The sequence below is a fragment of the Vreelandella sp. DA03-1M genome (assembly GCF_055725665.1).
This window is the reverse complement of record NZ_JBTHGQ010000002.1, coordinates 23,544-48,346: the sequence shown is the minus strand read 5'-3', so window position 1 is coordinate 48,346 and position 24,803 is coordinate 23,544. Positions and strand designations below refer to the sequence as shown.

At 54.3% G+C, this 24,803-nt stretch carries 28 protein-coding genes and 1 pseudogene; 3 read left to right on the top strand and 26 right to left on the bottom strand.

Going from position 1 to position 24,803, the window contains the following annotated elements:
* Positions 1–6: 6 nt before the first annotated feature.
* The 18 genes and pseudogenes from ACXUPB_RS22245 to ACXUPB_RS22160 form a co-directional block, all read right to left on the bottom strand.
* The gene (locus ACXUPB_RS22245) at positions 7–1,020 is read right to left on the bottom strand and encodes a hypothetical protein (protein WP_472956787.1); all 1,014 of its coding nucleotides are present in this window, start codon (positions 1,018–1,020) and stop codon (positions 7–9) included.
* Positions 1,021–1,108: 88 nt separating this feature from the next.
* Entirely contained in the window at positions 1,109–1,390 is a 282-nt protein-coding gene (locus ACXUPB_RS22240; protein WP_008958302.1) for a helix-turn-helix domain-containing protein, read from the bottom strand.
* Between the two features lie 5 nt (positions 1,391–1,395).
* Positions 1,396–2,565, bottom strand: coding sequence for a ParB/RepB/Spo0J family partition protein (locus tag ACXUPB_RS22235; protein WP_113270575.1), 1,170 nt, complete (start codon positions 2,563–2,565; stop codon positions 1,396–1,398).
* Position 2,566: 1 nt separating this feature from the next.
* Positions 2,567–3,343, bottom strand: a complete 777-nt coding sequence (locus ACXUPB_RS22230; protein WP_113270641.1) for a ParA family protein — start codon at positions 3,341–3,343, stop codon at positions 2,567–2,569.
* A 195-nt stretch (positions 3,344–3,538) separates the two neighbouring features.
* Positions 3,539–4,246: a recombination-associated protein RdgC gene (locus tag ACXUPB_RS22225; protein ID WP_274542011.1), complete on the bottom strand. Its 708-nt coding sequence runs from the start codon at positions 4,244–4,246 to the stop codon at positions 3,539–3,541.
* Between the two features lie 981 nt (positions 4,247–5,227).
* A complete protein-coding gene (locus tag ACXUPB_RS22220; RefSeq protein WP_290697980.1) occupies positions 5,228–5,722 on the bottom strand; it encodes a hypothetical protein in 495 nt (164 codons plus the stop codon).
* Positions 5,723–6,172: 450 nt separating this feature from the next.
* Entirely contained in the window at positions 6,173–6,988 is an 816-nt protein-coding gene (locus tag ACXUPB_RS22215) for a DsbC family protein (protein ID WP_035557923.1), read from the bottom strand.
* Positions 6,989–7,082: 94 nt separating this feature from the next.
* Positions 7,083–7,646 carry a hypothetical protein gene (locus tag ACXUPB_RS22210; protein ID WP_035557920.1) on the bottom strand — a complete coding sequence of 188 codons (564 nt, stop codon included), beginning with the start codon at positions 7,644–7,646 and terminating at the stop codon, positions 7,083–7,085.
* A gap of 64 nt (positions 7,647–7,710) precedes the next feature.
* The gene (locus tag ACXUPB_RS22205) at positions 7,711–8,052 is read right to left on the bottom strand and encodes a single-stranded DNA-binding protein (RefSeq protein ID WP_179916740.1); all 342 of its coding nucleotides are present in this window, start codon (positions 8,050–8,052) and stop codon (positions 7,711–7,713) included.
* Positions 8,053–8,205: 153 nt separating this feature from the next.
* Positions 8,206–8,667: a hypothetical protein gene (locus ACXUPB_RS22200; protein WP_035557913.1), complete on the bottom strand. Its 462-nt coding sequence runs from the start codon at positions 8,665–8,667 to the stop codon at positions 8,206–8,208.
* 172 nt (positions 8,668–8,839) lie between these two features.
* Positions 8,840–10,015: pseudogene (locus tag ACXUPB_RS22195) on the bottom strand (ISL3 family transposase).
* A gap of 190 nt (positions 10,016–10,205) precedes the next feature.
* The gene (locus ACXUPB_RS22190) at positions 10,206–11,552 is read right to left on the bottom strand and encodes a dihydrolipoyl dehydrogenase family protein (RefSeq protein WP_035557901.1); all 1,347 of its coding nucleotides are present in this window, start codon (positions 11,550–11,552) and stop codon (positions 10,206–10,208) included.
* A gap of 138 nt (positions 11,553–11,690) precedes the next feature.
* A complete protein-coding gene (locus ACXUPB_RS22185; protein ID WP_127059529.1) occupies positions 11,691–11,948 on the bottom strand; it encodes a hypothetical protein in 258 nt (85 codons plus the stop codon).
* The gene (locus ACXUPB_RS22180) at positions 11,949–12,275 is read right to left on the bottom strand and encodes a hypothetical protein (RefSeq protein ID WP_127059530.1); all 327 of its coding nucleotides are present in this window, start codon (positions 12,273–12,275) and stop codon (positions 11,949–11,951) included.
* A gap of 431 nt (positions 12,276–12,706) precedes the next feature.
* A complete protein-coding gene (locus ACXUPB_RS22175; protein WP_052703852.1) occupies positions 12,707–13,150 on the bottom strand; it encodes a glycoside hydrolase family 15 protein in 444 nt (147 codons plus the stop codon).
* Positions 13,151–13,369: 219 nt separating this feature from the next.
* A complete protein-coding gene (gene merA, locus ACXUPB_RS22170; RefSeq protein WP_035557898.1) occupies positions 13,370–15,004 on the bottom strand; it encodes a mercury(II) reductase in 1,635 nt (544 codons plus the stop codon).
* Positions 15,005–15,067: 63 nt separating this feature from the next.
* Entirely contained in the window at positions 15,068–15,373 is a 306-nt protein-coding gene (gene merP / locus ACXUPB_RS22165) for a mercury resistance system periplasmic binding protein MerP (RefSeq protein ID WP_035557896.1), read from the bottom strand.
* A 33-nt stretch (positions 15,374–15,406) separates the two neighbouring features.
* A complete protein-coding gene (locus tag ACXUPB_RS22160) occupies positions 15,407–15,826 on the bottom strand; it encodes a mercuric transporter MerT family protein (protein WP_035557893.1) in 420 nt (139 codons plus the stop codon).
* A gap of 78 nt (positions 15,827–15,904) precedes the next feature.
* On the opposite strand from ACXUPB_RS22160, the gene ACXUPB_RS22155 reads away from it, so the two are divergent.
* On the top strand, positions 15,905–16,303 hold the full coding sequence (locus ACXUPB_RS22155; protein WP_035557890.1) for a MerR family transcriptional regulator: 399 nt from the start codon (positions 15,905–15,907) through the stop codon (positions 16,301–16,303).
* 605 nt (positions 16,304–16,908) lie between these two features.
* Here the strand turns inward: ACXUPB_RS22155 and ACXUPB_RS22150 are convergent.
* The 5 genes from ACXUPB_RS22150 to ACXUPB_RS22130 form a co-directional block, all read right to left on the bottom strand.
* Positions 16,909–17,691: a hypothetical protein gene (locus ACXUPB_RS22150; RefSeq protein WP_035557885.1), complete on the bottom strand. Its 783-nt coding sequence runs from the start codon at positions 17,689–17,691 to the stop codon at positions 16,909–16,911.
* A 125-nt stretch (positions 17,692–17,816) separates the two neighbouring features.
* Positions 17,817–18,395 (bottom strand): hypothetical protein, encoded by a 579-nt coding sequence (locus ACXUPB_RS22145; protein WP_035557883.1) that lies wholly within the window; start codon positions 18,393–18,395, stop codon positions 17,817–17,819.
* Between the two features lie 195 nt (positions 18,396–18,590).
* Positions 18,591–19,181, bottom strand: a complete 591-nt coding sequence (locus ACXUPB_RS22140) for a DUF6927 domain-containing protein (RefSeq protein WP_052703853.1) — start codon at positions 19,179–19,181, stop codon at positions 18,591–18,593.
* Positions 19,182–19,417: 236 nt separating this feature from the next.
* Complete coding sequence (locus ACXUPB_RS22135; RefSeq protein WP_035557880.1) at positions 19,418–19,828, bottom strand: DUF6573 family protein; 411 nt, start codon at positions 19,826–19,828, stop codon at positions 19,418–19,420.
* Positions 19,821–20,177 carry a hypothetical protein gene (locus ACXUPB_RS22130; RefSeq protein ID WP_035557876.1) on the bottom strand — a complete coding sequence of 119 codons (357 nt, stop codon included), beginning with the start codon at positions 20,175–20,177 and terminating at the stop codon, positions 19,821–19,823. The genes ACXUPB_RS22135 and ACXUPB_RS22130 overlap by 8 nt, the downstream gene beginning before the upstream one ends.
* Positions 20,178–20,318: 141 nt before the next feature.
* Between ACXUPB_RS22130 and ACXUPB_RS22125 the strand changes: the two genes are divergently transcribed.
* The gene (locus ACXUPB_RS22125; protein ID WP_083024693.1) at positions 20,319–21,161 is read left to right on the top strand and encodes a hypothetical protein; all 843 of its coding nucleotides are present in this window, start codon (positions 20,319–20,321) and stop codon (positions 21,159–21,161) included.
* A 243-nt stretch (positions 21,162–21,404) separates the two neighbouring features.
* Here ACXUPB_RS22125 and ACXUPB_RS22120 read toward each other — a convergent pair whose 3' ends face one another.
* The 3 genes from ACXUPB_RS22120 to ACXUPB_RS22110 form a co-directional block, all read right to left on the bottom strand.
* Positions 21,405–21,680: a hypothetical protein gene (locus ACXUPB_RS22120; protein ID WP_035557873.1), complete on the bottom strand. Its 276-nt coding sequence runs from the start codon at positions 21,678–21,680 to the stop codon at positions 21,405–21,407.
* 192 nt (positions 21,681–21,872) lie between these two features.
* Positions 21,873–22,067, bottom strand: coding sequence for a hypothetical protein (locus ACXUPB_RS22115; protein WP_035557869.1), 195 nt, complete (start codon positions 22,065–22,067; stop codon positions 21,873–21,875).
* Positions 22,068–22,482: 415 nt separating this feature from the next.
* A complete protein-coding gene (locus ACXUPB_RS22110; protein WP_035557867.1) occupies positions 22,483–23,109 on the bottom strand; it encodes a class I SAM-dependent methyltransferase in 627 nt (208 codons plus the stop codon).
* Between the two features lie 705 nt (positions 23,110–23,814).
* Here ACXUPB_RS22110 and ACXUPB_RS22105 point away from each other — a divergent pair.
* On the top strand, positions 23,815–24,087 hold the full coding sequence (locus ACXUPB_RS22105; RefSeq protein WP_035557864.1) for a hypothetical protein: 273 nt from the start codon (positions 23,815–23,817) through the stop codon (positions 24,085–24,087).
* The last annotated feature ends 716 nt before the right edge of the window (positions 24,088–24,803 follow it).

Genomic DNA, 24,803 nt, shown 5'->3' with positions numbered 1-24,803 from the left:
ATCCTCTCAAGATATGGAGTCTCCGGTAAAGCCGGGGCGGTTCAGTTTCTGGCTAAGCATCATGCCAGATGTTACACCCACCAAGCCAATCCCTGTTCTGATCGACCAGTCATGATCAAACTTTACTAGCAATAAACCTGTAAATAGCAGGAGGCACATCACTACAATATTGCGATTCCAGTCAAGACGATATGGGCCGAGATCATGACAATGAAAATACTGCTCCTGACTGTCCTTGGCCATTCGAGCGAGATGAGCCTGCAGATCAAGAGTCCTATCGATTTCCTTCCGTGTTCTGGCTGGTCGATGAAGCCGGCGCTCGTAAATCGCCAATCGCACCATCTTTTCATCTGGTAGATGATCTATATTCTGCCAGCTCGTTGTCTTTACGCCGTAAGCATCAAGTATTTTCCTTGCAATGTTCGGACGCCGCAGTACCTGAATGTAGCGACCATCGAGCATTGCTAACCATTCGTCACGTTCATCGCTGGGCTCAATTATCGTAATTCGAGATGGAGCTGGATAATCAGCTTCCTGAACCCACGCTGCTATAGCCGGTTGATCATGCGATCGCATAAAAGCGACCCTGTGTTTTCCCTCATGAGCAATGAATATCCCAAGTGGCTTGTACCAGACATATAAGGCGTTATCCCTTGAGCCAAAGTAGGTCGCGTAGCGCTCGATCCTATTCACCACCTCCTCTGGTGGCACGTTCTCAGGATGCCCTTTGATGCTTGCCCCAATAACATGTTTTGGATCTACAAAGGCTCGATAAGCCTGTCCATTCTGGTCTTCCCAGTTTAAAAAAGGTATCAGCACAGCTATTAATGAATCTGGGTGTAGTGCGCAGGTTCCTCGATCATTGTCCACTATGTCATTAAGCAACGGTTGCCCAATTGTCTTACGTGCGTATCTATCCAGCTCGACCTTAAAAGTAGCAAGCTCTTTAACTACGTCTTCATGACCAATTGAAACAGGTTGCTTGATGAGATTCAGTGGGGGATGGTCGGGTTCAGGCACTGCTGATGACTCCGTGTTGACTGGCTCAGAAAGGTGGGGCTGGTTTGACATAATTCGGGGAGCTATTTGCTCCCCGGGTGTCAGCTGGCTAGGAAGTGCTGTCTCCAAAATGCACTCGAAAGGAGTTTGGGTCCAAGATTCCCCAGCCTTCAAGTGCGTAATAGCCCATTGCACCTTCAGGTGAGCTAGGGTCACGAATAAAGAGGATTTTTACCTTAAACTCTTCCCGGATCGAAGTCAGCTGCCGTTTAACCGTGCCAGCCGGGATGCCCGTAGCTTCAGAGATGTCCTGAAGGCTTGGGCGATCCATGTGGTCAATAGCACGGATAATGTCGTATTTTCGCTGTGTGTCACGCGATAGGCTCGGCATAGAGGTCAGTCCTCACCCTCGACACCAAGTAGCTGAACGTCAGAGACTCTTACCCTCAGTGTGTCTTTTTCATCATTATCTAGTCGAACCCAGCAATAGCCAGGCTCATGATCGATACGATCAGTCTGTAGCATGCCACTACGTTGTGCGCCCTTCACGGTAACGCCTACCACGACCCGAGCCCGGGTGGGCTCCTTTGCCATTACTGGCGCTGGTGTATCAAGTTCGGCGCCAGCAGCCTTTTTAGGCTGGGGTTGCTCAGTATTAGTGGCCGATTTAGGTCTCGGTGGCTTTTCCTGTGCAACATCCCCCTTACCAAGAGAGGAGTCATCTTTCTCGTTAAACTGGGGCGGCATTGCGGGCTGGACATCATCAACAGTGTTCCCCATGCCAGAGTTTCCAGCGGAGGGGGATGAGTCGAATCCGCTCAGTGGTGGCTGGTCATCATTCGTCCCTAGAGCTGGCGCTGGAACCTGAGCCTCCATGGGAACTGTTTCAGGGTCTTCAGCCAGAGTGCCACCCTTTGCCTGTTTCAGCAGCTCACGGCAGGCTTTTCGGCTGATTCCGTCTACTAAGGCCTTTTCGCAAATGCGTTCAGCCTTCTCTGGCGCAATTTGATAAATCTGCCTGAGCGAATTCAGCGATTCGGGGTCAGCCGTGACATCTTCCTCGTATAGCTTCTGTACGCATTCGGGGAGCTTGAGCAGCGATAGGTGCTGCGAGATATAACCACGCGATTTACCTAGACGCTTAGCCACATCGACGGCCTTCCACTTAGCGTCAATGAATTTCTGAATCCCCTTGGCGATTTCCATCGGAGTCAGGTTTTCCCGCTGAATGTTTTCAATCAGCTCGCCGGCTGTTTCGTCCAGCTCCTCCTGGTCCTTTTTGTTGACGATCGCCTCAACCGGCACACCGGCCAGTTTACATGCACGCCAACGGCGCTCACCTTTCTGAATTCGATACTTACCGTTAGCATCCTTAGGAGATACGATGATCGGCTGTTCCTGGCCATGCGACTTAATTGAGTCGGCTAGCTCCTCAATACCGCCGAATTTCTCTCGGACTTGGCCATTTTTCGGCACCACTTCAGCTGTATCCAGCACCAATACTTCCTTGGCGCCTTTAGAGCGGCGTGAGAGGCTTTGCAGGTTGTCTAGTTGTCCTAATGCCATGTCAGCCCACCTTTTCCATGAGTTCTTCGATAACTGCACGGATCTCTTTGCCAGCCTCTCGTGCCGATGTCTTTTTTATGCTCCAAACGGGTACGCCATTGAGGTTGGCCACGTCGAGTTGCCCTCTAACGCCAATCTCAGATTTGTAGACCAGATCCGGCACCGCCTTGCGAAGCTCATCTCGCGTGATCATGTCCTCCTCGAAACCGCGTTTGAGGTTATTGATCACCATCCCGGTGTTTTCCAACTCGGGATTCAGCTCCTCCTGAACGCTTATGATCGTGTTCAGCAGACCCTCTACGCCATCCAGTGCGAAACCACTTACTTGCACCGGACAAATGACATGAGTGGACATAGTGAGTGCAGCTACTAGCTTACGGCCCAAACTAGGGGGGCAGTCGACAAGCACGTAATCGTAATTATCCAGTATGCCGCTAGCCTTCAGGTTTGTGATCGGGTTGACCACACAGTTGAGCGGTAGGGACTCAATCTCAGATAGCTCTGGATCGTTCTTGGTTGTCCAAATCAGATCCATTCCGCGCACGCACTTCATCGGCTGGATTTCATGCATGTTCTCATCGAACAACCGGACTGATGGTGTGCCTGTATAGGTTGCCTCATCGCTCTGGCTCAACCGGCTAGATGTGTTGCCCTGTGGGTCGAAATCAACTGCTAGTACGCGATAGCCCGCCTCCACGAGGTAGAAGACTGTTTGAAGGCAAATGGTCGATTTTCCGACCCCGCCTTTCTGATTGGAGAAACTGATTATTTTGGTCATGGAGTTCCCGGTAGCCGACCTGGAAAAAGACAGGTTGAGAATGTCCTTGTGCAAACGGCGGCGATCCTTGCCAAGTTACGCATGCGAAACATGATAATCCACATAAACTGATACGGCAAATAGTATAAACCGATCTATCTAGCGCATAAAAAAGGCCTGGACAGAGCCAAGCCAAAGACAGGATATGAGTAGGGTTCAGGCTGCTTTAGATGCCTGAACAGCATCCTCAGGGGTATCCTCTAGCGTAGGGACTGATTCACCCCCTAGTAGGGTTATCAGCTCCTCGACAACGGCCGCAAGAGCTGGGATGTGAATATGGGCATCCGCATCAAACCTTGATGCTTCATCATCACCCGAATCAGCATGCTCAAGCAGTGCATCATCGAATTTGATCTTCTTTAGGCCTAGATCATCCTGAAGCTGCATCGCCAGTTGACCTGTCCGAGCAATCGAAAGGGCTGAACAGATGCGGCCTCCATCAAGGTGCTGCTGTATCTCGTCACTATCGAGATCGACCTCCGAAACCTTAATCACACCATCATTGCCAGAAGGCGATTCGAGCTGGCAGAACTCTCCAAGAGCCCAGCCTTCAGCACGCTCAGTCGAGGCAGCCAACCAACGGGTCATCAAAGCTGTTGGACGATCGCTAGTTGCCATTGGCGTGACTTTGAGCGATCCCAGTGTAAGGCGCAACAGATCGAGTGCTTCTTCTGCTTTCTTACGACTGGCAGCGTCAATGAGTATCCATTTACGCCTGATGTCGATAGCCATCAGAAAATGCCCGGTTCGCTTCAGGGAGGTGGGCAGTAGCTCTTCGTATACCTGCTCTTTGAGCAATTGTTTCTCCGCACGGCGCAGGTGACTTCCTGAGGCCTTCTCCATTTCAGCCGCCCTCTCCTCCACCAGCTATTTGACCGCGGCTACTGGGAGCAAACGCTGCTACTGCCGAAAGCGAAGAATGAGATATTGAGACTGGAGTGTGTATGCCAATACTTCACCGCAAACAGCCGACCACCCTACCCTTCGAGCCTCTGTGGGCGCGCAGGCCCTGGAAAGTTTTTTTCGATGAGGCTGGTCATTTCGTCAGCCCCAAAGAATGAGCTATGTGCCCTATATGACAGTGCGTTGTCGAACACGATTAGGCCCTACGATCTTATTATTTTAGGCAAGGGAGCATGGTATTTAAATGGTGAAATAATAGATAACGGTATAACTCCCCCCCTCCCCTAGGCGCTATAGTAAACTGGCCAGTCATTTACCTCGGATAGTCAAGCGCTTCAACACCCAAGGCCTCTCGGAGAAAGGTGTTGGCTGCCCTCCTCCCAACGTTATCTCTTTGCGGATAGTCGCTGATTCAGCCGCATTGTTCCAACACAGCTGGTATGCCGCGAGGACGGGTTGGTAGTCGACCACTCCGCCCTCACGGAGGCAGCGGAGTATGAAGCGCTGATCTTCTTTGGTAAGGGGAAGCTCATTCAGCTGGTCCAGTCGGTTATCATTGCTATCCATATTATATCTATGCCAGACGACGAATTATATTAAATTCAAGCAGAATGAAACATTTAGTGTTTGCCACTTGACTAAGGGATGTACAACCGTTGCCCATTGCCACTATAGCTGGCGCTTATAGTCTCCCGAGCTGTATGGCCATAATCCACGACACCATGAACCGCCTCTTCCATCCGCCAGTGATTTCCATCCCGCGGGGCGAGGCTAACTCTCGCCAAGCCAGGGGGAAGCCTTACAGTGAAACAATGTAGATGGATGTCATCCAGGCCTTCAATCATCTTGAGATTGATCTCATCAATCTGATCCGTCTCGACCGCATACACTGTGTAGCTCCCATCCAGGCCAAGCTGTTCCTTGGCCACGGTGGTCAGCAATTCATCGAACTTCAGAGGGGCATCTGAAATGACCTTGGTATCCTTCACCTTGTCCCCACTGAGTGCCACCGTTCGGGCTGTTTATGCTATGGTCTGTCAGCAAGCATAGGCGCCGCCCATCGACCCATAGCTCTCGAAAAATACCCTCGTGGGTATACACACCTACAAGCACATCTAAAGGCTCTTCGTAGTACGTGGATGAAGGTGCCAGGGTGCTATCGTTGAATGGCTCTTGACGGACTTGTAACGCTACAGCAGTTTGCCTGGCCAGCGGCACGCTCTTGTTCTTCATGCCCCATTTCCATGAGACACGATCTTTAGGCTTGAAACGCTCGTGCGATTGCTCTTCGTTTAGGAGATCCAGTGCCAGGCTAATTGTCATCTTCGTGATAGCTGGGTCACTTGGATCAACTTGGTCAGCATCCATCGACTGCTTACGCAGGCCGGATATTACGCGCCCCAAAGAGGCGAGCCAACTTTTGTTGCCTTGCTTCATGCATCTATCCTCGGAGTCTTTCTATTCCGCCCGACAGCCACGGCCACACCTATTAATGTCCATGCAGCAAGTAGCGTAAAACCTAAGTGGAGGAATGCTCCGTAAGGCGGTCCCAATTTGACAGAGAGATAAAGAGACGCACCAAACGCGATGAGCCACCGGAACCAATAATCAACTGACCTACTTGCGACCCAGCGCGCCTGCTCAAGCGTCAGAGGACGGTGCAGCCAGCGAAAGGGGTAAAGGGTCTTCTCCCGTGTACCACGGCCTACCTTGAGTGGCTGACGTGGAAATAGACGGTTCACGGCGAACTGCGGAAACATTCCTTCGATTGCTCGCCGCATAATACTAACAGTGCGTTGGTCTTGTAGAGACATGGGGTGCCCTCTAGCTGGGCGCCCGGACTGCCGGAGAGGGAGCCAGGGCGCATTTCTTCAAGGTGCAATAAGGTTACAGGCTACGGATTTCAGCCGCACGAAGAGCACCACGCATGATATGAGCTTCACCGTTCTCATCCTTGTAGAGCGTATTCGGTGTAGACCGGATACCCAGCTGCTGGATCAGGTTGCTGTTCTCACTCACGATGTTCATAGCTTCGGCGCTCGGGGAGCCAGACACACTGCCGCCTCCCTCAAATGTGGCCAGCACTTCGGTAGGGTTCTCGGCGTCGACTATTTGTGCAGCCTGGTGGAGCGAGCCCTCGCCCATGAAGCCTACCGGAATCCAACGGATGGTGACTTCATCCAGAACCGCCCGGGACTCTTGATACATTTTCTGGCAGTAACCACATTGAGTATCAAAGACGACATACAGAACCTTGTCGCCGCTCCCCTCTTCAACGTAGAAGGCATTTTCCTCAACTTGCGCAAGCGCTGCGGCCTCATCCTCATCTGTAAATCCGTTGTCCTGAGAGGCAGCTCGCTTCGGCATGCTGGCCAGCGGGCTATTCTCCATGTGCTGCTCCATGTGAGCCTGCGTCAAGTTTTCGCCACCCTCGCCCAGAATCATCCCGATAAAGGCATGCGTACCATCCTCAGTGGTATAGATCACATTAGTGTCGTTCTCGACACTAATAACCCAGCCATTGATGCCATCTAGGCCGGTATCGAATGTTTTGTCGACCTTGGCTCCAGGGATGCCCAAATCGGACACGGCCTTGGGAAGCTCTAAGCTGGAGCCGGCATTGTCGTCATTGGCGACGGTAGTTCCCGCGAAAAGTGCGGAGGCGACTGCAACAGCGGAGGCGATCAGGGTAAGGTGTTTCATCAATAAGCTCCTTGAGCAAAGTTAAGCGCCAGTGGTGCTGGCGTAGTCTTCGCCATGCAGGGCATGGCCACATCAGGTTCTAATCATCTGCTGTTTATGGCAGCAGCTCTTCAATTCCCGCCTCGCGCTGCGAATCGGCACGCTCACGCGCTTGCTGGTTAGCACGACTGACCAGCTCTCGAGCCTCCTCATAAAGGTTCGATGCGCTGTAAGTGGTGTCTCCATGACGATCAAGACTTGTCTCGATCGTGGGGGCATCTGTTGGCAGGCCTAAACCAGCCAGTACGGTGTCAGTGATGTCAGGAATAGTGCCGTCCAAGACGGCTGCTTGACGGACGATGACCAAAGCGCCATCTGCTGCATCAACGATCGCTGGGCGAACGCCATTGTCGACGCGAGCCAATGTGGATACGGCTGAATCTCTTGCCTCACCGTCCCCTAGCAGCTCACTGGCTGCTGCACGGCGAGCATTAACGTATTTGGCCGTATCGAATGTCACCACGGCTGGTGATTCAGCGTTTGACGAGGCCCATGGGAGGTCTAAGGGAATGACGGTTATAGCGAACGCCATCGCACCCAGCACACCACCTGCCAAAGGCAATACCCTAGCCAAGGGGTGCTGAAATCGGGATCTGGTTTTTTGGTCTGTCTCGCTCATGTGCCTGCCTATCGTCTACGCATGAAAAAGCCCCAGGAATAAACCAGGGGCTGTGAATAGAACATCAAAAGGGAAATTCCACTCCTTCGTCTCCATCACCTGCAGCACCAGCGCTACGCGGATCACGGAGGATGCGGCAAGTGTCCACCATAAGGTTGGTATACACAGTGCCGTTATCAGCCTTACGGAAGGACAATTCGCCCTCGACAAAGACCAACTGACCGCGCTTCAAGCGATCCTTCATAACCTCGGCGAAGCGACCACCAAGGATGCAGTTAAGCCACATCGGATCATCACCCACTTTCTTGGCCATGTTGATACCGAACCGAACGTAAGTTTTGCCATTGCCGTTGGTCCGAACTTCTGGTTCGCCAATGTGACCAATCTGTAGAATCTGTCCCCACATGTTCAAATCTCCTCTCTCTCACATTCCCAACGTAATGGGTCTCGTTGGGGGATAGGGGCGCTACTGACACTAAGGAGCGAACCTGGGCGGTTTATTTTCCTAACGCATGAAAAAGCCCCCTGACTCAGATGAGTCGAGGAGGCTTTGAAGTGGTCACCTCGGGAGGTGACGAACGATTCTTGCCTTGGGCTGGAGATAACTCCAGTGCGCCAAGTTAAGGAGGAAGTTACCAAAAGCTCTCTTGGTGAAGCTCACAATGAATGTATCTTCGGCGCTCTCTATGGCCTGTAAAGTGCTTTCCCGATGCAATTTGCGATCAGGGCGACGCACCTGGATGACAGGTCCATCCTCGACAGAGAAAGCGAACCCCTCAAGCTCACCAAGCGAGAAGACCTCGAAGGCCACATTCACATCCGTTCCCAAGTCAGCCATTTGACGTGGCGTTGGCTGGCGCCAGCGGCGACCGGCCTCACGAGGCAGAATGAAAAGAGAGCCTTGCGCTGAGTCGATGGCAAACGCCACCTTATCAGCACGGAGGTCATCTAATTGCAGCCCGCCGAACTCACGACCAAAAGCTATGGCATCTTCTTGATTAATAATCAGCTCAATATTCATGTCGCTCTCTCCTCTCATTCCTGCGATGCAGGTCTCAAAAGGAGATAGGGCGGGGACTGCCATAAGTGGACAGCTAGAGCGCCTGTAAAATGTTTCGCATGCAGAACATCCCTAGGCTGTAGAGGTAGTTTTTTACGGGGTTAAGAAAGGGCAAGCGACAGAATAAAAAAGTTCATCGCATTTTGCCGGGATATGCGACTTTGATCTTCAGAAAGAAATACGCCGTGTCCCGGTAGCCGTAAGCCATTCGCTTGATGACTTTGATGTGATTGTTCATTCCTTCCAGGGCGCTGGTGTTGAGTCGATAAAGGGCACTGGCAACGATACCTTCTAGGTGCTTGGCGAAAGCAACCAGCGACTTGAGCCCACTGTCGATGGCCATTCCAAACTACGCTTTACAGCGTCGGCGGGCCTCGGCTTCACTAGGTGCGTACCATAGCTCTTTGAGTTAGCTCTTAAGCAGGTAGACCGTGGTCAGCGGCTCTTTGGCGGCTAGCAATACATCCAACTTGACGGCCTGCTCAGGGTCCAGGTTGGTGCGGTTGCGCAGGAGCAACCAGCGACTGCGCTTGATCACACGCCGGCCAGCATGGTTCTCGCGTAGCCGGTTTGCCTGATAGACCCGCACCCGGTCGATCACCTCGCGACCGAACTTGGCGACCACGTGAAACAGGTCGTAAACGACCCTGGCTTTTGGGCAGTGTTGCTTGGCTTCCATGTCCATTGCCGTATTCATGCCCATGGCGACCGCTTCTTTTTGCTGACAGGTATCCCTGTCCAGCCATTCGAAGGCAGCGCATGCGCATGAACGCCCCTCGCCGACCCACAGGACTTGCTGTGTGTCGGCGCAAATAGCCACCATGGCATAATGGTTCCCCTTGTGCAGGACAAACTGACGCCGCACCCGGGTCAGGTCTGCCTGGGCTGTCTCATGACTCAGGCGCCGATGATCCATAGTCTTGACCGTATACCATTGAAGCCCCACCAGCTCGGCCACATGCTTGATAGGTGAAAGTCGAACCAGGGTTTCGACCCAGCTCACCATGGCGCAGGTCAGTGGCTGACGTCCGGCTAGCCAGGCAATACGCTCTCATCGGGGGCCGCAGGCCGGACGACGTACTCGGCGCACAGGGATGTCTAGCCATACGCGATACTGGAACAGGTCGCGCTCACGCACACGGCGATAACTGACATCATGAATGAGCCAGGTGGATTGGCCACAGCGACTGCAGCAGGGCGGGTGTGAGGCGGTGAGTTTGAGCTTGATCAGCAGGCCATTGGCGCCGAGTGATTCATAGCAAACCAACTCGAAGTCTTCCCAGAACAAGGTAAGCAAACTAGCATCCATGGCACGGCGGTGGTCTGGTTGGGACATTTTTTTGGCTTAAACCTTTCTACCGCCGTCATTCTCGTTTACGGGTGCTATCCTGCAGTGAAACCTGAAAATGGTTTGGAACTCTTATCCTCAGTTGCCAAATAAAGATCTCAATGCTTAGGCATGAGGTCTAGCCATCTCAAGTTGCCGCTATCAGGCTCTCCTAGAGCATCGAGCCTATGTCTGAGGCCCCCGTTGGGTAGGCAAACATTGTCGTATTGAGGTCCGTGGTGGTGAGCCCATGACGAATGGCCAGCGCGAATACGTTGATGACTTCATCCACGTTGGGGCCGACGAGATGAGCGCCCAGTACCTTATCTGTCTCTTCTTCGATAAATATCTTGAAGCCATAGACCGGCTCGGCGGCCTGACGGGCGGTAAACCAGTTGTGTGTGTGTTGACTCGAGACGCGGAATTTCAGCCCTTGCTCACGGGCCTGCGCTTCGTCGAGACCGGCGGAGGCGATAGGCGGAATGGTGAAAGCGACACTCGGCACCCCTTTATAATTCGGTGTGCTACGTTTGCCATCGATCAGGTTGGCGGCCACCACCTTGGCATCGTGACTCGACACGGGGGTCAGGGGCGGCCCCACCTGGGCGGCATCGCCTGCGGCATAAACGGCGGGGTTCGAGGTACTTTGCAGATGCTCATTTAGCGATAACCGCCCCTTCTCGGTCTCGATACCGGCCGCTTCCAGGTTGAGGGCCTTGAGGGCTGGCTTTCTTCCGGCCGCGTGCACGACTAGGTCTACATCAACCGTGCCGGTCTCGCCATTCGAGGAGGTGCGAACACGATAGCCGGAGGCCGTCTTTTCGATGGCGTCCACGTTGGTCTGGGTTCGCACATCAATGCCCTGATCACGGAAGGATTCCATGAGCCAATCGACCAGGTCCGGATCGAAGGGCTTGAGCATCCGCTCGCCGTGCTGTAGGACGGTGACTTGAGCTCCAGCCCGGGCAGCCAGGTGAGAAAACTCTGCGGCAATATAGCCCCCGCCGACCAGGGCAATCCGCGGCGGCAAAGTAGCCAGTTCCAGAAATTGTTCGTTGTCTATGAGGTGTTCTTCGCCTGGAATACCCAGGGTGGCTGGCTCGGCTCCCGTGGCAATCAGGATATGCTGTGCTTCAAGTACCTGGTCCTCAACCTCTAGGCGGTTGGGGCCGGTAAAACGCGCCTGTCCATGGTAGGTATCGATGCCCTTGTCGCTGAACATGGCCTGGTGTTTTTCAGGCACAGGATCGGTAAACTCTCGCTTGAAGCGTAGCAGCTCGGCCCAGTCGATACGGACCTCTCCCTCCACGCCCTTGCCTTGCATGCGGTGAGCATGGTCCAGCGCCTTGGCCCCCTGGATCATCATCTTCTTGGGGTCGCAGCCGCGCAGGGCACAGGTGCCCCCAAAGGGGCGGGAGTCGATGATCGCAACACGCCAGTTGGCGGCTTGGGCACGCATGACGACTATTTTAGCGGCGGTGCCGGTACCGATAGCGACGAGATCGTAGGATGCTGCCATCTTGTTTACTCCTTTGCGTAGCGGCGACTTGGTAGCCGCTAGTCGCCGCGTTGAAGTCATCGCTGTCCAGGCTTCGTTCTACCGTGGCCCGAACAGCGATACCCTGGAAATGCGTTATTCCCCTCTGAACCGTGCCACTTATTCGGGGATCAGTGGCATGTCTTTCGGCTCCACGGTGGGCAAGGGGGCCATTAGCTTTTTCTCTACCGCGATTTCATGGAATGTGACATGCCAGCGGTTGGCCCGGTGATAGTTTCGAATGAAGGCGTCCCGAATATCCGTGCGCTGGCTCATGCTGGCGTAGTTGTGCCAGAGCGTCATGAACGCACGCGCCGCGAACCACTGGGCATTCACGATCATCCGGTCATTGGCGACACAGGTATCCTGATCGGGCACCTAGTCAGGGCTCATGGTTTCTTCAAGCGGCGCCGGCAGGGCGTAACCGCCAACTTCCAGAATCTTCTTCATCTCATGGATGTTGGGGTTGCATACATCCTCAAGGTAGGTCTTGATCGCTTCCTTGATTTGCGAGTCTTTCGTCGCGGCGAGGTACAAGTTGCACTGCCCCATGCAAACGACTTCACGCCGAAAGCCCTCGACGACGGCCACGTACTCGCTTGCGGAGAGGCTGTTTCTTCCCGCCCCCGCTTGAGCATAGTAGCGTTCGGCGTAGTCACTGTAGGACGTGCGGCCTTCGGGGCGGCCTATTTCCACTTCAGACATCGTCGTTGCCTCCTTTCATTGACATTGGAGAGCCTCTTGCTCCGATAAATCAACGGCCATCCTGCAGGTATTCATGGGAGCGAGCTGGCAGGGATAGGCCCTCCTCACTCGTTGGCGAATCTGAAAATCCTGACCTTGCTGACTTCAACGTAGACCTGTAGTTATTACAGGGACAAGGTGGTTGTTGTTTATGTCTGGTAACTGAAGAAGCCAGCCTGCCCAAGGTCGACTCGGTAGCCTTGTGGGCAGGGGCAGACTTTGTCTGGCTCGCCTCACTTGCCTGGCCAGGAGGTCGGGTGCAGTTCCAGAACTGTGTCACGAACCCCGGCCTCCTTGACCGAGGCAGCGCCGCCAAGGCGCATTGGTTGCGACCGAGGACAGGCTTGAAGCAGTACGCCGGACGCAATCCGCATGGGTGCCGTCACGCTACCTTATTCGTAGAGCTGTATATGCAGGGCACGGTTGATCAGCGCAAGATGGGTAAAAGCCTGCGGGAAGTTGCCAAGGAACAGGCCCGTCGTCGGATCGCTCTCCTCGGCATAGAGCCCCGCATCGTTGGCGTTGGCGTTGGCCAGTAACCGCTCGAACAGGGCGCGAGCCTCCTCGGCTCGACCAAGCATTAGAAGTATATCGACCAGCCAGAAACTACAGATCAGAAACGCATCTTCGCTGCCGGAAAGCCCATCCGAAGCCAGGTAGCGGTGTACGACATCGCCATGACATAGGTGCTCTTCCACTGCTGCAGCCGTCAGTTCAAGTACGGCCTTGTCGATAGGAATGCCCATCAATGGGATCAACAAAAGCGCGGCATCGAGATCGTCATGACCGAAGGCCTGCGTGAGGTAGCCGCCACTGAGCTTGATCCCCTGAGTCACGATGGCCTGAAATATGCCATCTCATGCCAGTTCCCAGGCGGGCTGAGGACCCAGCAGGCGCAGTGTGCGGTCGAGTGCGACCCAGGCCATGGTATTTGTAGACGTGATGACGCGGTTCCCCACGCATTTCCTAGATCCCTTGATCGGGTTCGTGCCAGTGGGCGGCGACATGATCGGCCATTTCTCGAACAAGGGTCGCCAACGTCACATCAAGGCTTGTCACCCCGCGCAGCAGGACAGTTGTTTGACGTCCTTGGTAAAGGTCTGGGCACAGAGCTTGAGCCCCTCGACCATAGTCAAGTAAGGAAAAAGCTCATCAGCGATGTCTTGTACCGTCATCCCGGCACGCAGGGCCATGACCGCCGTCTGAATGAGCTCGCCGGCTTCGCCGGCCACGGCCTGGACCCCGAGCAGGCGCCCGCTGTCGCGTTCGGCGACGATCTTGATGAAGCCGCCGGTCTCAAAGTTGACCAGCGCACGGGGCACGTTATCCAGGGTCAGGGTCCGGCTGTCGGTAGCGAATCCTTGAGCCTCGGCCTCGGCTTCGGACAAACCGACGGTTGCGATCTGCGGGTCGGTGAAGACCACCGCCGGCATGGCACTCAAGTCCAGGCGCGCCTCGCCCCCCGTCATATTGGTGGCGGCGCGGCTGCCGCCCGCAGCGGCGACATAGACGAACTGCGGCTGGTCGGTGCAATCCCCAGCGGCATAGATAGTGGGTACGGTGGTACGCAGAGAATCATCGACCAGAATCGCTCCGCGGGCAGTCTCTACGCCGATGGCGTCAAGGTTCAGCGTTTCGATATTAGGCGTGCGGCCCGTCGCGACCAGCAGCTTGTCGGCCTTGATGCCCCCCGTGTCCGTCGTGAGCACGAACTCATCATCGGTATGCACCACCTGGCTGATCTGGACGCCTCGTAATACATCAATGCCCTCGGCCTGGAAAGCGGCTTCCAGGGCCTCGCCAATGGCCGGGTCCTCGCGGGAGAACAGGCGGCTACGCGCCAGGATCGTCACTTTGCTGCCCAGCCGCGCGAAGGCCTGGGCCAACTCCACCGCGACCACCGATGCCCCGATCACCGCCAAACGCTCGGGAAGGGTGTCGCTGGCCAGGGCGTCGGTCGAGGTCCAATAGGGCGTGCCAGCCAGCCCCGATACCGGTGGAATGGCGGGACGCGCGCCGGTCCCGATGAAGACACGATCGAAAGCGACCTCGCGCTCGCTGCCATCGTTCTTGTCAACAATCAGGGTCTGGGCATCACGGAAGCGGGCCCTGCCGCGGATAACCGTAATGGCCGGGTTGCCTTCTAGGATGCTTTCGTATTTACCGTGACGTAACTCTTCCACACGGCTCTGCTGCTGGGCCAGTAAACGGCCACGATCAATGGTTGGTGCCGTTGCCGTGATGCCGTCATCGAACGGGCTTTCGCGGCGATGATGGGCAATATGCGCGGCACGGATCATGATCTTAGAGGGCACGCAGCCGATGTTGACGCAGGTACCCCCTATGGTACCTTGTTCGATCAGGGTGACACGGGCACCCCGCTCGACACTTTTCAACGCCGCTGCCATGGCAGACCCGCCACTGCCGATCACGGCAATATGTAGACCCTGTTCGCTGCCTCGGTCACTGCTGGCTCGCTCTGTGGCCTGCGTCAGATCGGCGCCGTAGCCCTTGGCACGGATCGTCTCAAGCAGACGCTCGGTACCCACCTCGCCCGGGCGCATTATTACCGCGCGGCCCTGGTCATAAGAGACCTCAGCCTCGACCCCGGGCAGTGCATTGAGCGCCGCCTGAGTCGAGTCGGCGCAACTCGTGCAGGTCATGCCGGTAACTGTAATCGTGGTTTGCATAAAAATTCCTCGGTAATCCTTTCGCACAACTCCCGCAGCCCTCGATGAACGTGGGCTAGGTGGTTACTGGGCTTGTTTAGTTTTCTCGGAGGCCAGGCGCGACGGATAGCCCGCATTGGTCGTAGCGGCGGTCAAGTCCGCCACGCTCGCCTCGGCATCTTCGAAGGTCACGGTGGCGCTTTTTTCCTCGTAGGAAACCGTGGCGTTCTCCACACCGAGCACTTGATTGAGCGCTTTCTTGACGGTGTAGGGACAGGTCGAACAGGTCATATTGTCAACAGCCAGGGTGACGGTCTGTTGAGCGGCGAAGGCCGTCCCGGCACTTGCCGCGGACAAAAAAAGCGTACCGATCAAGGTGCTAAATTTCATATAAGAAAGACTCCAGGAAAATTTGAAGGTGTATTAGCCAAGGAACAGCGGGGCGATATACGGCCAGGCAAGCACCAACACGACGAGTGCCGTCGCACCCCACAACGCTATCTTGATCACTCGCTCGGCAAGCGGCGTGCCGCAATAGCCATCCACATCACAAGCGTTGGCCCGGCAGGCGCTCTTGGGCTTGCGATAAACCTTATAAAAACCGATACCGAGCATTGCCAGGGTGAAGGCGAGAAAGAGCGGCTGGTAGGGCGCAAGCGCCGTGAGATTGCTCATCCAGGCCCCGCCGATGCCCAGTGAGAGAAATACCACCGGCAGAATGCAGCAGGCGGAGGCGAGTATCGCGCCAATGACACTACCGCTTGCCAGTAGGCCTTTGCGCCCTGATCGGCTCGTCGTGGTTTGCTCGCTTCGATCAAGCGTCTGGTCTTTACTGTCTTGCATAGTGATTCTCTTGCAATTTGGGTATTCATAGCTACTGTAGCCCCTGTAGCTACTACAGGATCAAGAGGAAAGTAGGCCATGCCATTACGCCGAGGGGAGCTAGCCAGACGAGCCGGTTGCAACATCGAGACGGTTCGGTACTACGAGCGCATTGGGCTTATGCCGAATCCGCCCCGAAGCGAGAACGGCTTTCGTAGCTATGAAGAGCGCCACCTCACACGGCTGACGTTTATCCGCCGAGCGCGCGAACTGGGATTTACGCTCGAAGAGGTGCAGGACCTTCTACGACTGGTTGATGGCGGGCATTACACCTGCGCTCAGGTACAGGAGCTTGCACTCAGGCATACCGACGATATCCAGCGCAAGATAAATGACCTGCATCGCATGCAACGCGCCTTAAAAGAAATGTCGGCCCAATGCAGCGGAGAGGAAGTTCCCAAATGTCCCATCATAGAAATTCTTTCTGAGACCTCTTAGCCGAATACCTATTACTGCGGTGTGGTTCATCTTTTACCTCTTCGCATCAGAGCGGCTTAAGGCAATCTCTGTGATTGACGTCCTCCTTCTCTTTCTCGCTGATCGGCGAAGAACCATAAAAAAGCCCCTGACCGAAAGGTTCAGGGGCTAGTGAATCATGTAGGTCTAATTGAGCAGCGTGTCACGACAGTCTGGGAAATCCCGCGGTACTCGCCGTGTTCCTTGACTCGCCCCTTCAGTACAACCTTACTCCCCTCAAGGGCCTTACCTGTTTTCCAGACAATGTACCGACCTTCGGGGTCGCAGAATATGTGCTTCCACATCAGCTCCCATCGCGTATCTGATGAAAAGGACCGCTTACGCACAACTTCCATCTCCAACTGATCGCCAGGACCTCCAGCATAGCCGAGAGCCATCATTGACTCGGTGTTAACAGCTGACTCCTCATGTCGATCGTAGGCAGTGACAGCCGCCGTCATAACGCCGACTCCGCGTTTAAGCTTAACCAAGTCGAAACGAGCATGATGAACAATCATCGTCTCGAAATCGTTATGCTCAGTCTGCAGAGGGATCACTTGCCGTGCCCAAGCTATTACCGCATCAGCCTACGCCACGTCCTCAGAGACACACGCCTTCATTCGCTTGCTGACCATCGGGACTGAACGAGCCATCTCACCCACAATTTCTGCTGTGGCCAGGTCGCCAGTTTCTTCTGCTCGAGCACGAGACACGAAGCCTCGCTCCCGAATCTGCCTTACTGCCGCGGCAACCAGCCATCGCAGCTCGACAACAGCATCTGGAGGGCGACCGCCGCATATGCCCACCTCATCGATCTCTTCCATCATATTGATAACAGAGACCAATAGTTGAGCACGGGCCATCATCGACTCAGCGCCTTGGTGGCCAAGATAGTCCTTGAGGCATGTCTTTCCGACCTCTAGGACAACGCCAATTGCCATCTCTTCCATCAGAAAGAGATAACGCCGCTCACGCCGTTTGTTGCAGTGGCTGCAGTCGCCCGTGGCGTCGCCCGATCTGTATGGCTCGGGCAATCGGCTATATGCCCACTCCAAGGGAGTGCCCCGTGCTGCCTGGTTCGCTGCCATGTCGATTCGCGCCAGCAAGCGATACCCGTCCAGCTTCGGAGGTTCGCCACTGACTGCGACTTTCACGGCAACGATCTGCTCCAGCTTAAAGTGCGACAGTCGATCTTCAAGATCCAACTTCTCACGAGCCCAGGGCTTTACAGCCTCTTCCAGCACGTTGATCTCGAAGGACGCCATGCCAAGTTTCTTTGCCTTGCGATCGAGCCGTTCTACCATTTCGCGCAGTGCGGGAAGTTGGCACTTCGGTATCCAGCAGGTGGTCTTGTCTGTCTGTGTCGTCATGATCCTTACTCCTCTCTCATTCCTGCGTAAATGCAGGACTCAAGATGAGGTAGGGGAGTAACTGACGAGCTAAGTGTTTCGCACGCGAAACAAAGAGGGTTCATAGTACTGTCGCTATGGCTGTGTCAGGCAGCGCATTTCGTCCTGTGACGAGAAAGGGTGAGCAACTGCTGTAGCCGAGAGGCCTGCCGATGCAGCCTTTGGGCTGTCGAAAAATTGTCCCATCCTGACTGAAAGCTACCCTCTCGATTCAGCTCCTCAATCTGAACTGCCGTTTCGGTCCATTGGCTAGGAGGCATTGTGTCCACGAGCCAGCCCCCTCGTTCGTAAAGGTCTATAACAACCCCACCACTATTGCAGATACGCATGATCAAAGGCCTAAACAATCCTTCATATACGTCTTCGGCTTCACTCGATGCCTGATAAAACTCAGCAAAACCAGCCTCAGCCAGCTCACGCAGTTTGTAATACTCAGTGTATGGAGGTACAGCCACAGAACGTGAGGTTTCCTTCTCAAAGAATGCGAGCCCTGGCGCGTGATCGTACATGTTCATCTTCACCTCACCCTCAATGGTGATCGAGGCGCCGGTTGCGGGCAGCACATTAGTGCCGAACGCTTGATCAAAATAGCCGGCCAAACTAGCAGCGATATTTTTCTGTAGCTCTCGAAGAAACAAGCGGTCTTCATGCGTTAAGTCAGTCATAACGGCTTCCATTTGGCTAAGGTGAGTTTCAGTATCGGGGGGGAGGGGAGGGTGATGCAAAGGGGCTTCATGAGGTGAACACGAACACGGCCAAAGCCTCAGGAAGTGATAGGGCTTGTGTGTCAGGTGGTATAGCGCGGCTGGCGCCAGCGTGAAAAAGCCCCATGCTGAGAACAGCAGAGAGGGCTTGAAATACTACGCGAGCACTACAGCATCATCCAGGTGGCGGGCCTGAAGCCTTACCAAGCTGGACGAGCCATCTGGCCTGAAAACATTGCGTTTGCGCGGCAAGTCCACCTTGGTGAATGTGTCGCACTCCAGGCCTCCAACGAACCGTACTGTGTACGGTAGTTTTATCCGATCGCCATTTTGCAGACGCACACGCTGCTTTTTCGATTCAGCATGCTTTAGGCATCTCTCACGCCATTCGCTGGCATACTTCAGTCCGACTCCCACTACTACCCCCAACTGCTCCAGCTCCTCAAGCGGAGATAGCAGTTTGAGAATCGATGCAGGGCACTGTGACAAGGCTGGCCCCATGGTTTCATCCATCGACTTGTAGCAAAACTCTCCCTGCGAACAGCTAGTTTTCACGACCGCCGCTATCGTGTACTCAATAGACGCATGATCCGTGGCCTCTCCCCTCCGCTGGACCTTAATCGCAGCGTAATAGGTAGAGCCCACGAAACTCGACTTCAGCACTTCGTTAGATCCATCCTGGTTGGTGTATTCCTTGTCCAGGTAGGCTTTACGGTCGGACGGCTTTGGTACGCATAAAGTACCCATAATCTTACTCCTCTCTCATTCCTGCGGTATTGCAGGTCTCAGGAGGGGATAGGGGTGAAACTGACAGAAAATGTTACGCATGCGAAACATAGCGTCTAGCTCCCATTGCAGTGCCATATAGGATCGAAGCCGCAAAATCATGATCCTGGCTCATGGGCATCATAAATAGAAAAACCCCCAGGCAGCACAAGGCTGACTAGGGGCTTAGAAAGAGGAGTGATAACTGCGCGATCGCGTCAGTCCTCCTCGGGTAGCATGATCGTTATCACAGGCTTAGGGGTATCCCCAGGACCTATAGTCATAACAACATGTTTTGGCACAACGATAGAGCCGGTTTCGGATTGCTCAATCACATCAACGATGAAGTCGATATATCTCTCGTTGCGCTCTCTCGCAGCAGCCTCAAGGGCGACAAGCAATACATCGCCTAACCGCTTATCCTCTTGCTGCTGCATCTCATGAGGGCTTCTACCGTCATGCCACGCCACCAAAGCCTCCCAGGCTGCAGCAGTCATGGCAACAGGCACCTTGAAACCCATCATGTTGCCGGCGGCGTGCTCAGCACGTTCGCTGACATCTACCAAATTGCCATCTTCGATGGCATCCGCACGGGAATAGCTATGGATCATGTCAGTTTCATCAAACATGAGCTGTAGCCCCCTGTTGGCGTGACGCCAAAAAAGCAGCCATTGGGATGGGTGTAACCTCAGGCCCAGTCGGCAACTTCCAGGCGCTCTCACGTCTAACAACGCGAGCCAGTCGATCAGCAGCAAAGCATAGCCCCCAGCGTTCATTAGAACGCTCAGACAAGCCGCTTGGTTCGTGCGTAACCTCCCACATCCAGTCAGAATCCACATCCACACATGAGCGGACTTTGAACACCTGCTCGCTTATTCGCACCCTCCGGCTCAGACCTTCAACGCCTAAGTATTCACCGAAGTTACCGCCGCGACGGCTGTAGATGATCGTTTCCAAACGCTCGCCAAATGTTTCCATTGGGATTCTCTCTCTTCTCTCTCTCACATTCCTGCAAAGCAGGTCTCAAGAAGAGATAGGGGCCTTGCTGACGTTGAAAAGTATGGTATTGGTAGCCCCCTACCTGTTTCGCATGCGAAACAATCAATTCAGGAGATGCCTATGGTCGGTAAAGCAACAGCCCAGGACAGCACTACTGAGGGAGCGCCCAGAGAGAATCTGCGTGTTATCCAGGTTCGCCACCGAGAGACACCCAACAGCGAGACCCCAGACGCGATTTTGATGATCCAGCGGATAGAACAAATTGTTGGCCAGGGCGCTCGACTCACGCTTAGAGTCAAACGGATCGATACCCAGCGGCCTCCTGAGGGAAATGAACTCGAATGGTCAGCTGCATATTCGCCTTCAAGCTCAACAGATAGGGAGCGGGTCAGACTCACTCACGGTGAATGCAGAGGTCCCGCAGATATTCAAATGATTCTTAACGGTTTACGCGGGTTTCGTATCGGCACCTACCTGATGGCAGAGATCGTCACTTGGGCCAGGCAGTGGCCGTTGGCAGAGGTAATGAAGATCGAGCTGTCGTGGCAAGATGAAAAGCCAGGCGCACACGATGGAAATAACAAGGTTAGGCGTGATCGGTTCTATGAGCAGTTCGGTATTGAATTCATCCCTAGTGAAACCGAATCGCAGATAACCGCTCGATCAAAATACATGCTTGCTGAAAACCTGACGACTGACGATGCCGAGCGTGCCTGGCGATTGAATATCCAAAAGGTGAATGCGAGTGACTGGCTAGTTGATCAGCAGCGAAAGCTGGAAGAACAGGAAGGGCAGATAGCGAAGCTCAAGCGAAAGGCTGCAAGCCTGCAGACCACGAAAGACCGCATTGAAGCCCATCCATACCGCTATGCAGTGTGTCGTTTTCTTACCAATCCTCTGGCGTTGGGCTGCCTTGCACTGGTGGCTGTGGCCTTTTCCCTCGCCAAGGAAGTGGTTAGCTGAACCATCCGCCAGCCTCTGGTAACCGGAAATAAAAAAGCTCTTCGCGAAGGAAGAGCTTGTTGAATGTGAGATCAATGTCTCTTGTTCTGACGAGAATGACAATCGCCAGAATTCAGCTAACTGCTGCTGCCGTCCTGATGGTGATGATGCTTGCTGCGTTCAATTTGAACGAACGTGAATAAACACACGGCCGCCATAAAGACTGCAAAAGCTGTAACTAACCATCCAAAAGGGCTCATAAATTCAATCCTTTTCTGCACTGTTGCGCTCAATTCTTACAAGAAACGCAATACCTGTTACCCAAATGATAGCACCTACGAAAAACATGGCAACTGATGCACCAAGAGTGATTTTCTCGCTAGGAGCGAAGAAACCCAGAACTCCGGCACCCATAGCGCCAAGACCGAGTTTTCGTACATCGTCTGTCAGTGCCTGCAGGCTGTCCGGCCCCAGCAGAGGCTGGCCATCCTGCATCCTTCGTCGTACCGTGGCGACCCATTGTTGAAACTTTACGCTCATGATCCTACTCCTCTCATTCCTGCTGGATTACAGGTCTCAAGAGGAGATAGGGGGGCAGGGTGACACTCAGGTTCGTAAATAGGGTGCACAGCGAATTTTCCGTGAACGATAGCTATCACGCGGGCGACTCGACTAGCGCGGTTCCGCCTGCCGATGCCAATGTCCGGCTCGTTGCGTCGTTCTTGACCAGCGTCAGGTGAGACTGGTCTGCGTCAGCAGTTCATCGAGCAGGCCGTTCAGAGTGCGCCGAAGGTAGATCAACAGACCCTTCTCCTTGGCCACCACCGTTACCTTGGCGAAGAGATTAGAGGCGGCGGGGAAAGGCGTTCGCACTACGGGGCCCATGACCAGTTTCACCCCCCCACAGCAGGCCGAGGCCGCACACATCGCCGATCCAGCGATAGCATAGACCTACCGTCCTTAACATGCAGAACGGCAGATGCAAAAGCAGTGGCCTAGCGAAAGACCACACTGGCGATTAGGGCAATGCCAATTAAGAAAAGCACCATAATGCCGATAGTTTGCCGGGTACTGGGCCTGTTGAGCCTCGTAAACCACTGTTGAACCCGAGACCTCATTACCTGGGCTCAAGATAAAAACCAGAATGTCACTCCGAGATAGAGCCGAGGGTGACCGTACCGAGACAGGGGTGGAGAGACATAACATGCTGGCGATCACGTTACTGGGCCGCTGGCTCCGCCATGCATGCTGGGCTACACCAGCAGCTATGTAGCATGTAATTGATTTTTTTCACATCTCGCGCCCCGGAGTTCGCCATCTACCGCCAGCGAACCCAGTTCACTCACCCGACAGCGGGAGGCTTGGCCGCGCCTTCATACATGAACGTCATGGTCTTGGGACGACCGAGATAGCCTGTAGCCAGATCCTGGAGTACAAAGCCGGCATTGAGAAGCAACACATCTGTCTGCCGATCCAGATGGCAGCCACCGGCGCAACGCTTCCAATACGGAGTCAGCCGTTGCTGCCAGCTGGCAACGCGGGTTTCTGGCGCGAGTCCATGCTCGACAAAAATCAATTGTCCCCCGGGCTTGAGCACCCTTCGCGCCTGGGCTAGAGCCGCTTCTATGTCCGGAATCGTGCAGAGTGTCCAAGTACTCAGGACCGTGTCTATGCTGTCATCAGGTAGTATTATCTGCTCTGCGCCCATTTGCAGCACTTCCACCTTGAAAGGGGCTTTGTTAATACGCTTTTGCGCAAGCTTTAAAAGGCCACCATCCGGCTCCACTGCATAGTACTTCTCTATAAGCTCAGGGTTGTAATAAGGTAGGTTAACTCCAGATCCAAATCCAAGTTCTAAGACACTCCCCCGAGCTTTGGCCACGGTACGTTGACGATATTTCTTAAGCATCCCCGCTCCCATCGTCAGGTTGATCAGATGCGGTAGTATGTGGCGGCTATAAAAACCCATGGCACTTCCTCCACATTCGATAGGGATAAAACTCATATCATTGTGTTGTAAGCCTATAGCACCCCCGCTAAGCCAGCTTGTGCCCTTTGTTGCCCTCCATCTCTGGGGCACTACAACGCGCTCTTTCCCGTCCTAGGTGTTGAACTTTCCGGCAATGTCTACTGCTACGACTATTGCGCCCAAGACCCATCGGGCAAGAAGAAGGAGTGATGCTCGTCATGTCTTTCTCCTTTTTGGCGCGGGCGTGACCGGGCCTATGGGCAAGGAGATGGTCGGTAAATCACTTCCCAGCTTGGTTAGGGATCCAGCTGCGCTGAGACCGTGCGGTGATCTGGAGTACCTCCTTCATGCGCAGCGTCGAGAATAGGCCCGAGGCGAACGTCAAAGCCACCACCACTCACAACGCCGCAGCCAGTCCCAGTGTATCCGCTACCACCCCTGCGATAATAGCGCCTAAGAAATAGCCAAGATCACGCCAGAGGCGATAGATGCCAACCGAGGATCACCACGCTGGATGCACGACATCACCGATGACGACGAACAGGGTAGGATAAACCATCGCTTTACCTATCCCAATAGGAACGCGCCCGTCGCAAATCCCGAAAACCCTACGGAGACAGCAAACACCACAATGACCACTGCTGGCAGACGATGAGCCCCTGACGCCCCACCCGGTCTGACCAGGCACCGGTAAAGAGCTTACCGATGCTCCAGACGGCGGGGTATATCGCTGTCAGAATACCAATCTTTTCTAAGGCGATAAGCCTGACCGAGGGCTATCCGCAGTGGAAAGCCGCCGGACATCCGGTGCAGATTGAAATGCAGGAGAAACCGACACTACAGGGAGAAGAACTGACGATGGGCGAAATGGTGGCTTGCGGCGGATTGATGATGTGGTGGGATGGACCTGCTCTGTCTGCTTGTAATCCTGCTCCTCGTGCTTGGGGTTGCCGCACTCGTATAGTACTTGTTCTTTAGCAACAGGCAATGAGTGGCTGCGGATGTCCCGCGCCTCAGTTGGAATAACATGGCACTCGTATATGCCGGCTATCTGCCCTTGTGTGAACTTGGGAAGCAAATGGTTGTACTCACTGAGAGCCCTCAGTATCCTCACCGCTTTTAAGGTCTCGCTTATTTTTTAAATAGATACTTAACGAGAGCCCCAATACCGAGCACAAGCAGTATTAGGACAAGAAGCCCTATCAGCCCCATCCCCCACATCATTGCATCACCGTTCATCATTCCATCCATCATTGTTTCTCTCCCTTTCTATCTCATTTACAGTAATGGTTACGTTAAGCACACCTCGCTTAGCTTTTCCTGCCGATAACGCCACGCCTTGAATTTCATCCTGACTTGGATTCGCTTTTTGTCGATTTGCACGAGCTATCTTCTTACCCTTTCCTCGTGGGCTGATTGTTACAAAGTCAGTACTTCAGTCCCTGTACAGCACCTATAGCGCATACTCCTCGAGCTCGTTGAGCCCGAATTCCACGCTGCAGAAGGGTAAATGGACAAAAATCACGCTAGATATCTAATGGTCACAGTTGGCAGAAGTCAGCACTGTTTCTCCTAGGAAGACCCCAGCCAATCTAAGCTTTGCGACGTTTGCTTCAGTGCATGCTCGATATCTCCTCCCGGTCCAGTTCGTTGGGCCGACGGAAACCTGCGTAGGAATGCTTAGGAAATCAGTC

Bases quoted from the DNA above. Each gene is read 5' to 3' on its own strand.
- ACXUPB_RS22210 (WP_035557920.1), bottom strand. From the start codon at position 7,646: ATGAGCGAGACAGACCAAAAAACCAGATCCCGATTTCAGCACCCCTTG.
- ACXUPB_RS22235 (WP_113270575.1), bottom strand. From the start codon at position 2,565: ATGGCATTAGGACAACTAGACAACCTGCAAAGCCTCTCACGCCGCTCT.
- ACXUPB_RS22190 (WP_035557901.1), bottom strand. From the start codon at position 11,552: ATGGCAGCATCCTACGATCTCGTCGCTATCGGTACCGGCACCGCCGCT.
- merP (WP_035557896.1), bottom strand. From the start codon at position 15,373: ATGAAATTTAGCACCTTGATCGGTACGCTTTTTTTGTCCGCGGCAAGT.
- ACXUPB_RS22230 (WP_113270641.1), bottom strand. From the start codon at position 3,343: ATGACCAAAATAATCAGTTTCTCCAATCAGAAAGGCGGGGTCGGAAAA.
- ACXUPB_RS22105 (WP_035557864.1), top strand. From the start codon at position 23,815: ATGCTCCAGACGGCGGGGTATATCGCTGTCAGAATACCAATCTTTTCT.
- ACXUPB_RS22160 (WP_035557893.1), bottom strand. From the start codon at position 15,826: ATGCAAGACAGTAAAGACCAGACGCTTGATCGAAGCGAGCAAACCACG.
- merA (WP_035557898.1), bottom strand. From the start codon at position 15,004: ATGCAAACCACGATTACAGTTACCGGCATGACCTGCACGAGTTGCGCC.
- ACXUPB_RS22155 (WP_035557890.1), top strand. From the start codon at position 15,905: ATGCCATTACGCCGAGGGGAGCTAGCCAGACGAGCCGGTTGCAACATC.
- ACXUPB_RS22110 (WP_035557867.1), bottom strand. From the start codon at position 23,109: ATGGGTTTTTATAGCCGCCACATACTACCGCATCTGATCAACCTGACG.
- ACXUPB_RS22200 (WP_035557913.1), bottom strand. From the start codon at position 8,667: ATGAATATTGAGCTGATTATTAATCAAGAAGATGCCATAGCTTTTGGT.
- ACXUPB_RS22205 (WP_179916740.1), bottom strand. From the start codon at position 8,052: ATGTGGGGACAGATTCTACAGATTGGTCACATTGGCGAACCAGAAGTT.
- ACXUPB_RS22120 (WP_035557873.1), bottom strand. From the start codon at position 21,680: ATGAGCGTAAAGTTTCAACAATGGGTCGCCACGGTACGACGAAGGATG.
- ACXUPB_RS22215 (WP_035557923.1), bottom strand. From the start codon at position 6,988: ATGAAACACCTTACCCTGATCGCCTCCGCTGTTGCAGTCGCCTCCGCA.
- ACXUPB_RS22180 (WP_127059530.1), bottom strand. From the start codon at position 12,275: ATGTCTGAAGTGGAAATAGGCCGCCCCGAAGGCCGCACGTCCTACAGT.
- ACXUPB_RS22150 (WP_035557885.1), bottom strand. From the start codon at position 17,691: ATGACGACACAGACAGACAAGACCACCTGCTGGATACCGAAGTGCCAA.
- ACXUPB_RS22240 (WP_008958302.1), bottom strand. From the start codon at position 1,390: ATGCCGAGCCTATCGCGTGACACACAGCGAAAATACGACATTATCCGT.
- ACXUPB_RS22130 (WP_035557876.1), bottom strand. From the start codon at position 20,177: ATGGAAACATTTGGCGAGCGTTTGGAAACGATCATCTACAGCCGTCGC.
- ACXUPB_RS22140 (WP_052703853.1), bottom strand. From the start codon at position 19,181: ATGGGTACTTTATGCGTACCAAAGCCGTCCGACCGTAAAGCCTACCTG.
- ACXUPB_RS22125 (WP_083024693.1), top strand. From the start codon at position 20,319: ATGGTCGGTAAAGCAACAGCCCAGGACAGCACTACTGAGGGAGCGCCC.
- ACXUPB_RS22145 (WP_035557883.1), bottom strand. From the start codon at position 18,395: ATGACTGACTTAACGCATGAAGACCGCTTGTTTCTTCGAGAGCTACAG.
- ACXUPB_RS22220 (WP_290697980.1), bottom strand. From the start codon at position 5,722: ATGAAGCAAGGCAACAAAAGTTGGCTCGCCTCTTTGGGGCGCGTAATA.
- ACXUPB_RS22115 (WP_035557869.1), bottom strand. From the start codon at position 22,067: ATGTGTGCGGCCTCGGCCTGCTGTGGGGGGGTGAAACTGGTCATGGGC.
- ACXUPB_RS22135 (WP_035557880.1), bottom strand. From the start codon at position 19,828: ATGTTTGATGAAACTGACATGATCCATAGCTATTCCCGTGCGGATGCC.